The following is a 9,095-nucleotide window of genomic DNA, read 5'->3' as shown; positions in this document are numbered from 1 at the left end:
GGAGCCGGGGCCGCGTTTCCCCTTCTCCGGATGACCGGTGGGGGCTTGTGAGGGGGCGGGAGCGCGGTGGCTATACTTGCCTCGCACCACGCCGCCTTAGCTCAGTCGGTTAGAGCGACGCACTCGTAATGCGTAGGTCTGGGGTTCGACTCCCCAAGGCGGCTCCACTGTTTTCGCAGGTCAGAGACCTGCGGATGTTCGATCAGTGCGTTCAGTCGTGTTGACCCGGCGCACTCACAGAAACACTGTTTCAGCAGGCTGTCGACCTGTTCCGGCCCTGCTCAACGGGGTCGTGGTGATCGTCTTCGACTGCGAGCCCGTGGCATGACGGGACTCATGCCACAGGTGAGTGCGTAGCTCGGCCGGACTGAGGTGTGCACGGGGCTGGTGTCCCTGGGCGGCTTGGTCTTGCGGGAGCGATCCTCAGCTCTCGGGTTGCACCTGTGGTGAGCGGGCCTGGCCGTAGGCTCGGCGGCGTGGGCGGAGGGGATGTCGAGTTGGCTGCGTTGATCGAAGAGGCGACGGCTGACGCCTACGGCGTGGACGAGCAGCTCGGTGGGTTCCACGCGAAGCTGGAGGAGCACGTCGCTGTGCCGTTCACGACGACGCTGCTGGGTGTCGAGGTGGCGGTGGTCGAGATCGACTGGCCCGTGAGTGGCGGTCTGGTGGCGGTCTGTCGACGGGGTCGTGAGTCGCAGTCGATCGACCTTCGTGAGCTGCCGTTGCCGACGCCGCCGCCGGAGGGCGTGGAGTGGATCTACGCCTACCTCCGGTGGGCGGCCGGTGGGCTGACGTGAGCGAGTACCAGTACTACGAGTTCCTCGCGATGGACCGGCCGCTCGACGAGCGGGAGCAGGCCGAGGTACGCGCGTTGTCGACGCGGGCGCAGATCAGCGCGACGAGCTTCACCAACGAGTACCACTGGGGCGACTTCCGTGGTGATCCGCTCCGGTTGATGGAGCGCTACTACGACGCCCATCTGTACTTCGCGAACTGGGGCAGTCGAACGCTGATGCTGCGCCTCCCGCTGGGGGTGCTCGACGTCGAGGCGGTCGAGCCGTTCCTGGTCGATTCTCTGGTGTCTGTGTGGGACACCGCTGAGCACCTGATCCTGGGCTTGCACAGCGATGACGAGAACGCCGACTTCTTCGGCCCGGACGACCTGTACACGTTGGCGGGACTCGTCGGGGTGCGGGCCGAGCTGGCGTCCGGCGACCTGCGCCCGCTGTATCTGGGCTGGCTGGCGGCACAGGGGACCTGGGACCGCGATGAGGGCGCGTTCGACGTCGACAACGAGGAGGTCCTGGAGCCGGCGGTGCCTGCGGGGTTGTCGACACTGACGGCGTCGCAGCGGGCACTGGCGGACTTCCTGCGGCTGGATCCGGACCTGCTGACGGTGGCGGCGAAGGCGAGCGCACCGTCGTCGGATGCGCGACTCACGGGGAGGCGGCTGGCCTCCTGGGTGGCACGGCTCCCGAGCAGCGAGAAGGACCGCCTGCTTGTCCTGGTCGCTCGTGGCGAGAGCCTTGTCGCACAGTCTGAGTTGCGTCGGCAGTTGAGTGCCTCGGACCCAGCGGTAGGCGACGAGCGTCCGCGTCGGACGGTCGCTGAGCTTCTGGATGCCACCCACCTCGTCCGGCAGGACAAGCACCGGCGGGCCGAGGCAGCCCATGCCGCTGAGGAAGCGGAGCGGCGACACAAGCGCGAGGCGGCTCGGGAGCGGCGTCTCGCGGCGCTGTCGGCGGACGTGGAGGGTGGCTGGGCGCGGGTCGAGGCGATGATCGCCACCAAGAAGCCTGCCGAGTACGACGCTGCGGTCGCGCTGCTGGAGGACCTGCGGGTCGTCGCAGAGCGGGCGGACCAGTCGAGCGGGTTCGGTGTTCGGCTCACTGAGCTGCGTGCTCGCCATCAGCGCAAGGTGAGTCTGGTCGAGCGGATCGACCAGGCCGGGCTCGTCGTCGCTCCCCGCTGATCGCCGGCTTTGGCTAGGCCGTGGCATCGTGAGGTTCGTGGCGACCGGGGACCTCGAGCGTGAACTCGCTCGGTTGCGAGCAGAGAACGACCGTCTGCTGCGCCTGTTGGGGATGACGGCGGAGCAGGCCCGCGCTCCGGATGCGTCCCAATCGGGGCTGTTCTTGGAGCGTCCCGGCATGGTGACCGCGTCGTCGACGCCGGAGGCGAAGGTGGCCTTCTTCCGGGCGTTGTTCGCGGCCCGCGAGGACGTCTACGCGATCCGCTGGGAGAACGAGGGATCGGGGAAGTCGGGCTGGGTGCCAGCGGTGGCCGGCGGGTGGCGGAAGGGCACGACCCGCCCGTACCTGCGGCTTCGTGACGACGTGGTCGCGGCGCACCTGTCGGGCCGCCACCACATCGGGCTCTACCCGTTGATGCCGGGCGACACGTGCCGGTGGCTCGCGGCGGACTTCGACGGACCTGCTGCGATGCTGGACGCATTGGCCTACCTGAAGGCGGCCAGGGCGGCCGGTGTTCCCGCGGCTCTGGAGGTGTCTCGCTCGGGAGTCGGCGCCCATGCGTGGATCTTCTTCGCCGGCGCGGTTCCTGCGGCGACGGCGAGAGCGCTGGGCATGGGCCTGCTCCGGGAGGCGATAGCCGTCCGCGGCCGGATGGATCTATGCAGCTACGACAGGCTCTTCCCGTCCCAAGACGTGCTGCCGTCCTCGGGTGGGATCGGGAACCTGATCGCTGCTCCGCTGCACGGCCGGACGCGCAAGGACGGTGCGACGGTGTTCCTGGACCTGGGGACCCTGGAGCCGCACGAGGATCAGTGGGCGCATCTCTCCGGGGTGCACCGTCTGTCCCCCGCCGAGGCCGCCCGCCTGGCCGGCCGTGTCGGGGCGGTCAAGGTGGGTGGCGCTGTCGAGCGCCTGGCTCCCGCGACGTCGACGCGGACGAGGCCGAGACCGGCGGCGGTGATCGGGCTTCGGCTGGAGGCCGGATGCGAGGTGTCGGTGTCGGACCTGACGCCGGCCGCATTGGCGACGCTCAAGCACGCGGCGTCGATGAGCAACCCGCTGTTCGGCGAGCGACAGCGCCGTCGGCTATCGACGTGGAACGTGCCCAGGTTCCTGCTCAGCTACGACGAGACCGTGGACGGCCGTCTCGTCCTGCCCCGCGGCCTCGGCGAGCGCGTCGTGTCGGTGCTGGACGAGGCGGGAAGCCGCGTCGAGGTCAGCGACGATCGCACCGACGGCGACAGCCACAGCTTCGACCTGGCGGTGACGCTGCGCGAGGACCAGGCAGCCGCCGTCTCGGATCTCGCCGGCCACGACCTTGGAGTGCTCGTCGCGGAGCCGGGTGCCGGAAAGACCGTCATGGGATGCGCGCTGATCGCGGAGCACGGCGTGTCCACCCTGGTCCTGGTGGACCGTAAGACGTTGGCGGACCAGTGGCGAAGCCGGATCAAGGACCTGCTGGGTGTTCGGGCCGGTCAGCTGGGCGCCGGACGGTCCTCGTTGCGGGGTGTGGTCGACGTTGTCACTCTGCAGACGCTGGCGCGCCGTCAGGACGTCGCGGAGCTGACCGGGGGCTACGGGCTCGTTCTCGTCGACGAGTGCCATCACCTGCCCGCCGCCGCGTTCGAGAACGCCGCCCGGCAGATCCGGGCGCGGCGATGGGTCGGCCTGACGGCGACCCCGTATCGGCGCGACGGCCTGGACGAGCTCATCCACCACCAGCTCGGTCCGATCCGTCACACGGTGACGCCCCGGCCTGTGGGCACCCTGGGAGCCGCCGACGCCCCGGAGCGGCAGCTAATTGTGCATCCGACCTCGTACGAGTACCTCAAGGACGCGGATCCGTCGAAGCCGGGCGGGATGGCGGCGATCTACCGTGACCTGGCCGCTGACGAGGCGCGGAGGGACCAGATCGTCGGTGACGTGCTCGAGGCATTGGGGCGCGGGAGGAACTGCCTCGTCCTTACGCAGTGGAAGGGCCACGTGGAGTCGCTGGCGGCGAGGCTCCGGGAAGAGGGACGAGATCCTGTGGTGTTGCGAGGGGGCATGGGTGCCCGGGAACGCAAGACCGCTCTGGCTCGTCTCGAGCCGGGTGCGGCGCCGCTGCTCGTCGTGGCGACCGGGCCCTACGTGGGCGAGGGCTTCGACTGTCCTGCTCTCGACGCCCTGTTCCTCGCGGCGCCGATCGCCTTCAAGGGGCGCCTCGTGCAGTTCGTCGGCCGCGTGCTCAGGCCGCACCCCGGCAAGACGACGGCCGAGGTGCACGACTACCACGACGAACAGACCCCTGTGCTCGCCTCGTCGCTGGCCAAGCGCGCACCGGGATACACCTCCCTCGGCTTCCCCCATCCCCGAGACTCGACCCTCGCCTCACACTGAGTGAGGTTACGAGTCTCCGTCAAAGATCGCTGCGCCTGCCCGCGTCACGCTCGCCAGCCAGGGCCCGGGGTACTCGGCGACGAGCTTCTCGATCTCGTTCCACCAGCGCAGCCAGAGGCGGAGCTGCTCGAACAGGGTCAACTGACCGGCGGTGGTCTGGAAGCACGCTCGGACGCCGTGGTCCAGTAGCGCCTGGCGCTCGAGCGGGCGGCTGCGGATGCGCTTGTCCCGAGTGAGGACGACGAGACCGGCCTGGCCGACGAGGGGGAGCCACTCCTGGTCTTTGGCGCCTGCCGGTACGAGGTCACCAGGTCCGCCGGGCCACGTGATATCGCCGCGGACGTAGTGGAGGGCCTGGGCGACGCCGATGCTGTTCTCGTCGAAGAACCAGCGCGGACTCTGGAGACGAGCGGGCACGTGTCAGGCGGCTCGGGTGAGCTCGCCGTGACGGCGCTCGAACTCGACGACCTGCTCGACGTCGGTGACGGAGATCGAGTAGATTTCCGCAACTCTGTCGGGCTCCTCTCCGGCGCTCACCAGCTCCGCGACGATCTCGGTGCGCACGCCGACGTTCGGGATGGTCGGCTCGCCGAAGCTGCGTGTGGGGTCGAGGACGATCGGCTTCCCCCGTCCGAGGGGGAACAGTCGCTCGGCGACGTCGCCTGCGTCGTTGAACTCGACCTTGTCGAGGAACGCCACGGCCGGGTCGGACGGCATCAGGGTCCCGTCGCGGCCGAGGATCACGATGCTCAACGCCGGGTCGAGGCCGACGAACTCCTGTGCTTCGAGGGCGAGTTCGCGGCCCGAGGTGTAAGGCTTCAGCGTGGCGAGCGGGTACTGCACCTGGAGGCGGTCGCGGAGGAACCCGATGACGGGGCGGAGGTACTGCAGGGTGACCCGTTTGGCCCGGTACTCCCGCAGGTAGCCGGCTTCGATGAACTCGCCCCAGGTGACGGTGTCCACTCCTGTGGAGCGCTCTCGGATCACGGGGGCGTAGGTCGTGTTCCCGCGTTCGTAGCCGTCGATCCAGCGGCGCAGGCCGTCGGTGCGCAGGCCGAGGAGCCGCGCGGCCTGGCTCATGCCGTAGACCGGGCGGTCGAGCAGCTCCGCGCTGTTCTCACCCACGAGCGTCAGTGTGCACCATTGCACCGACGACGTGGGCGAGGTTGCCGGGCACCGCGTGGCATGGCTCGTGGCATGAGGTCGGAGTCTGACCTGCGACGTCAGTGCCGTAGGTGCCGTGAGCCGCGCGATCGGTGCTGGTAGAGCGGTGAGCGACGCACATCGGTTGCCTCGTAATGCGTAGGTCTGGGGTTCGACTCCCCAAGGCGGCTCGTTTTCGCAGGTCAGATCGCGCTTATGGATCTTTCCTGTCCGCTTTCGTGGCTCGTGGCCTCTCTCAGGCGGGTTCTTGCCGGTCAGCTGCCTGCGACGTGGCCTCCACGCGTGTGTGCGTCGGTCGGGTGCACCTCCTTGCTCATGGTTCTCTGTCCACAGCGGGCGCGGCTGTCCGACATTGATCGTTGCTTCCGATCGTCGGCGGTGATCACCGACATCGGTGGGACGGCGGAGCCACCCACACCGTCGTCGGGCGCTTCGTTATCGGAGTGGGGTGGGCGACGACGGTGTGGTCGGGGCGGGGAGGTCCAGAACGCGGGAGTGGCGTAGTCGCCAGACCAGTGAAGCGAGTCCGAATCGGGTTCGTCCGATGCCGTTGTCGAGGGGGTCGTAACCCAGTTCGGCGATGATCGTGTCGAGCCGGGTCTGCAACGTGCTGTGGTGGACTCCGGCGTTCCGCGCCGCCTGGCGTACGGAGCTGGTTCGCACGAGTGCGTCGACGGTGACCGAACCCCACGGGTGGGACATGATCGCGTCCAGGGAGTCGACGTCGGGCAGGTCGCTGTCCAGGGGGAGGTCGGCGAGTAGGCCGACCAGGCCGCCGTAGTCGTCGGCGAGGACCGACGGTGCGACCTCGGGATCGCACAGACGCAGGGCGACCACCGCCGTGCGGAACGACCTGTGCAGGTGGTCGACGTCGGTGGCCGGCCCGGTTCCGATCGGCCGTGCCGGGACGGGCGCGTGGTCGTGGGGTACGACCAGGGCGTGGATCGATCCGTAGGGGGTCGCGACGACGTCCTCGGCGCCGGACGGGTGCTCGTCCCACACCGCGAACAACGGCGCCGCGATGACGCGGTATCGCGCGGTGGACACGAGATTGAGTCGGGCCGCGGCGAGACGGCGGGTCTCGGTCGGGACGGTCGGGTCGAGCAGCAGGCCGAGATCGCGGCGGCCGTCGATCTCTCGTCGGCCTCCTCCGAGGCGGATGCGGACGGCCAGCGCCAGGCGTTCGAGGACGATCGCGTCGTTCGCATGCGGCTCGCCGTCGCGCTCGATCCACACGGTCAACCCCTCGGCCGTGATGGCCGAGCAGCTCCCTGGCGTCGGCGGCCCGTCGTCGGGGGCCACGATCTCGCCGCGCGGGCTGACCCGGAGCGACCGCGGGGGGAGATCGCTCTGGTAGCCGGCGTTGCACCCGGAGAGGGAGGCGGCCGCACTCAGCAGTGCTCGGGTGTTGACGTTGCCGATGATCAGTTCGTCGAAGCAGGCGATGACCCGCAGACCGAGGCTCGCCTGCGGGTCGAGCGCCGAGATCCGACCGAGGAGTTCTTGCACGGGCGCCTCCCGACGACTGGTGGGTGCAGTCTAGTGGCGTGGGTCACCGGATCAGTCCGCGAGGATCTTCTCGACCCAGGTGTCCCGCGTCCGGACCATGCCTCGGGCGACGACGGTGTGCGGGGCGAAGATGTCGAACGCGTGGAACCCGCCGGACCAGACGTGCAGCTCGGCGTCGCCACCGGCGGTCCAGAGGCCGTCGGCGTAGGCGATCGCCTCGTCGCGGAAGATCTCGGCGGCGCCGACGTCGATGAAGGCGGGCGGGAGCCGGGACAGGTCCGTCGCCCGGGCCGGGGCCGCGTACGGGGAGACGTCCGGCCCACCGCGCGCCTCGCCGAGCAGCGCGGACCAGCCGGTCTCGTTGCTGACGCGGTCCCAGACCCCGACGCCGTCGAACTGGCCGGTGGAGGCGGTGACGCCGCGGTCGTCGAGCATCGGGTAGTCGAGGACCTGGCCGCACAGGGCTGGGCCGTCGCGATCCCGCGCCGCGAGCGCCATCCCGGCCGCGAGCCCACCACCAGAACTGGCCCCGGCCACCATGAGCCGGTCGTGGCGGATGCCCAACTGCCCAGCCGTCGCCGCCGCCCACTCCAGCGCGGCGTAGCAGTCCTCTCTGGGGAAGGGGTCCGGGAACTCCGGCGCGAGCCGGTACTCGACGGCGACCAGGACTGCGCCGAGGTTGTCGACCCAGTCGAGCACCAGGTCAGCTCCACTGAAGCGGTCGCCGAACATCAGCCCACCGGAGTGGACGAAGACGATGCCGGGCCGGGGGGAGCCGGCTCGGGTGGGGCGCAGCACCGACACCTGGATCGGCTCGCCTCGATGACCGGCGATCGTGTGCTCGCTGCGTGTGATCGCGCGTCCCCGCAGGGTGTCGTCGATCGGCGGGGAGGCATAAGACCGCCGCATGAACGCGATCAGGTTCGGGGTGATGGTCGGCGGGAACACACCACCGACCACGGCGAGGCCGGCCTTCAGCTCCGGGTCGAACTCCGGCCGGGCTCTGGACGACACAGGCTCCTCCGACAGGGTGCGGCGGCAAGGCGACGACGACCGCCGCGACGCTGCCGGCGAGTGCAGCGTCGCGGCGGGTCGGCGATCACAGCGAAGCGTAGAGGGCGGCCTCGAAGTCCCCGTAGAGCTTCCACGCCTCGTGCTCGGTGATGAACGGCAGCGAGTTCGTGTAGATCGACGCACAGATGCCGGTGGTGCGGTCGATGAAGAAGTGGGTGTTGAACAGCCCGGCCCACGCGCCCGTCCCGGCCCGCCGGGCGCCGGGGACGTCCTGGGTGTTGATCAGCAGCCCGTAGCCCCACGTCCACCCTTCACCGAGCTTCAGCGTGTCGGTGATCGGAGCGTCTGCCGTCCTGATCTCCGTCGGCATCGGAGCGCCGTCGAGCTGGTCGGTGAACGCCGCGTCCACGGTCTCCCGGCTCAGGATCCGTACACCGTCCAGCTCACCGCCGCGCAGCAACGCCCTCTCGAAGCGGATGTAGTCACGCGGGGTCGAGTGCAGACCGTGGCCACCCGCCCACCACTGCGGGTCGTCGGGCAAGACGTTGCCCGCCGAGATCCACTTGCCGTCCTCGCCCTTGACGTGCACGGGCGTCTTGTTCGCCTGACGTGCCTCGTCGAGAGCGAACATCGTGTCGTCCATGCCGAGCGGACCGGTGATGTTCTCCTTGATCACCACGTCGAGGGTCGAGCCGGCGACGGCTTCGATGACGCGGCCGAGCCAGTCGGTGTTGATGCCGTACTCGAACTTCGTGCCGGGGTCGGCGACCAGTGGCGCCTTGAACGCGGCCATGTCTCCTGGCACCACGTTGGGGATGCCGGTGACCTGCTCGTACTTGACCAGGTCCTCGTTCCAGAACCAGTACGTCAGTCCCGAGGTGTGGGTGATCAGCTGCTTGACGGTGGCCTTCGACTTCGGTGCGCGTAGGCGCGGGGTGTCACCGTCGAAGCCGTCGAGGACCTGCAGCTCGGCGAAGTCGGGAACGTAGCGCTCGACCGGGGCCGAGAGATCGAGTTCACCGCGCTCCACCTGCTGCAGCGCGGCCACGGTGGCGA

General features: G+C 69.5%; 8 protein-coding genes and 1 tRNA gene. 4 read left to right on the top strand and 5 right to left on the bottom strand.

Annotated features, from left to right (window positions below; all coding sequences use genetic code 11):
* The first annotated feature begins 90 nt into the window (after window positions 1-90).
* The 4 genes from VGE38_RS03720 to VGE38_RS03705 all read left to right on the top strand — a co-directional run bounded on the left by VGE38_RS03720 (window position 91) and on the right by VGE38_RS03705 (window position 4,352).
* A tRNA-Thr gene (locus VGE38_RS03720) sits at window positions 91-167 on the top strand.
* A 309-nt stretch (window positions 168-476) separates the two neighbouring features.
* A complete protein-coding gene (locus VGE38_RS03715; protein WP_331141193.1) occupies window positions 477-797 on the top strand; it encodes a hypothetical protein in 321 nt (106 codons plus the stop codon).
* A 29-nt stretch (window positions 798-826) separates the two neighbouring features.
* Window positions 827-1,972: a hypothetical protein gene (locus VGE38_RS03710; RefSeq protein WP_331141192.1), complete on the top strand. Its 1,146-nt coding sequence runs from the start codon at window positions 827-829 to the stop codon at window positions 1,970-1,972.
* A 178-nt stretch (window positions 1,973-2,150) separates the two neighbouring features.
* The gene (locus VGE38_RS03705; RefSeq protein WP_331141191.1) at window positions 2,151-4,352 is read left to right on the top strand and encodes a TOTE conflict system archaeo-eukaryotic primase domain-containing protein; all 2,202 of its coding nucleotides are present in this window, start codon (window positions 2,151-2,153) and stop codon (window positions 4,350-4,352) included.
* A gap of 6 nt (window positions 4,353-4,358) precedes the next feature.
* Here the strand turns inward: VGE38_RS03705 and VGE38_RS03700 are convergent, their stop codons facing one another.
* The 5 genes from VGE38_RS03700 to VGE38_RS03680 form a co-directional block, all read right to left on the bottom strand.
* Window positions 4,359-4,769 carry a PIN-like domain-containing protein gene (locus VGE38_RS03700; protein ID WP_331141190.1) on the bottom strand — a complete coding sequence of 137 codons (411 nt, stop codon included), beginning with the start codon at window positions 4,767-4,769 and terminating at the stop codon, window positions 4,359-4,361.
* 3 nt (window positions 4,770-4,772) lie between these two features.
* Window positions 4,773-5,477, bottom strand: coding sequence for a DUF433 domain-containing protein (locus tag VGE38_RS03695; RefSeq protein WP_331141189.1), 705 nt, complete (start codon window positions 5,475-5,477; stop codon window positions 4,773-4,775).
* Between the two features lie 474 nt (window positions 5,478-5,951).
* Window positions 5,952-7,025, bottom strand: coding sequence for a CdaR family protein (locus VGE38_RS03690; protein WP_331141188.1), 1,074 nt, complete (start codon window positions 7,023-7,025; stop codon window positions 5,952-5,954).
* Window positions 7,026-7,076: 51 nt separating this feature from the next.
* Entirely contained in the window at window positions 7,077-8,039 is a 963-nt protein-coding gene (locus VGE38_RS03685; RefSeq protein ID WP_174565876.1) for an alpha/beta hydrolase, read from the bottom strand.
* 85 nt (window positions 8,040-8,124) lie between these two features.
* Window positions 8,125-9,095: serine hydrolase domain-containing protein (locus VGE38_RS03680; protein ID WP_331141187.1), on the bottom strand; the 971-nt coding region annotated here is incomplete at its 5' end.

The organism is Nocardioides sp., from assembly GCF_036405735.1.
Classification (GTDB): Bacteria; Actinomycetota; Actinomycetes; order Propionibacteriales; family Nocardioidaceae; genus Nocardioides.
Note: the sequence above shows the minus strand (reverse complement) of the source record. Positions and strands in the feature narration are given on the sequence as shown.

What these genes read in the sequence shown, in the direction of transcription:
- VGE38_RS03705 (WP_331141191.1), top strand. Translation starts at nt 2,151, where the DNA reads ATGGTGACCGCGTCGTCGACGCCGGAGGCGAAGGTGGCCTTCTTCCGG.
- VGE38_RS03710 (WP_331141192.1), top strand. Translation starts at nt 827, where the DNA reads ATGGACCGGCCGCTCGACGAGCGGGAGCAGGCCGAGGTACGCGCGTTG.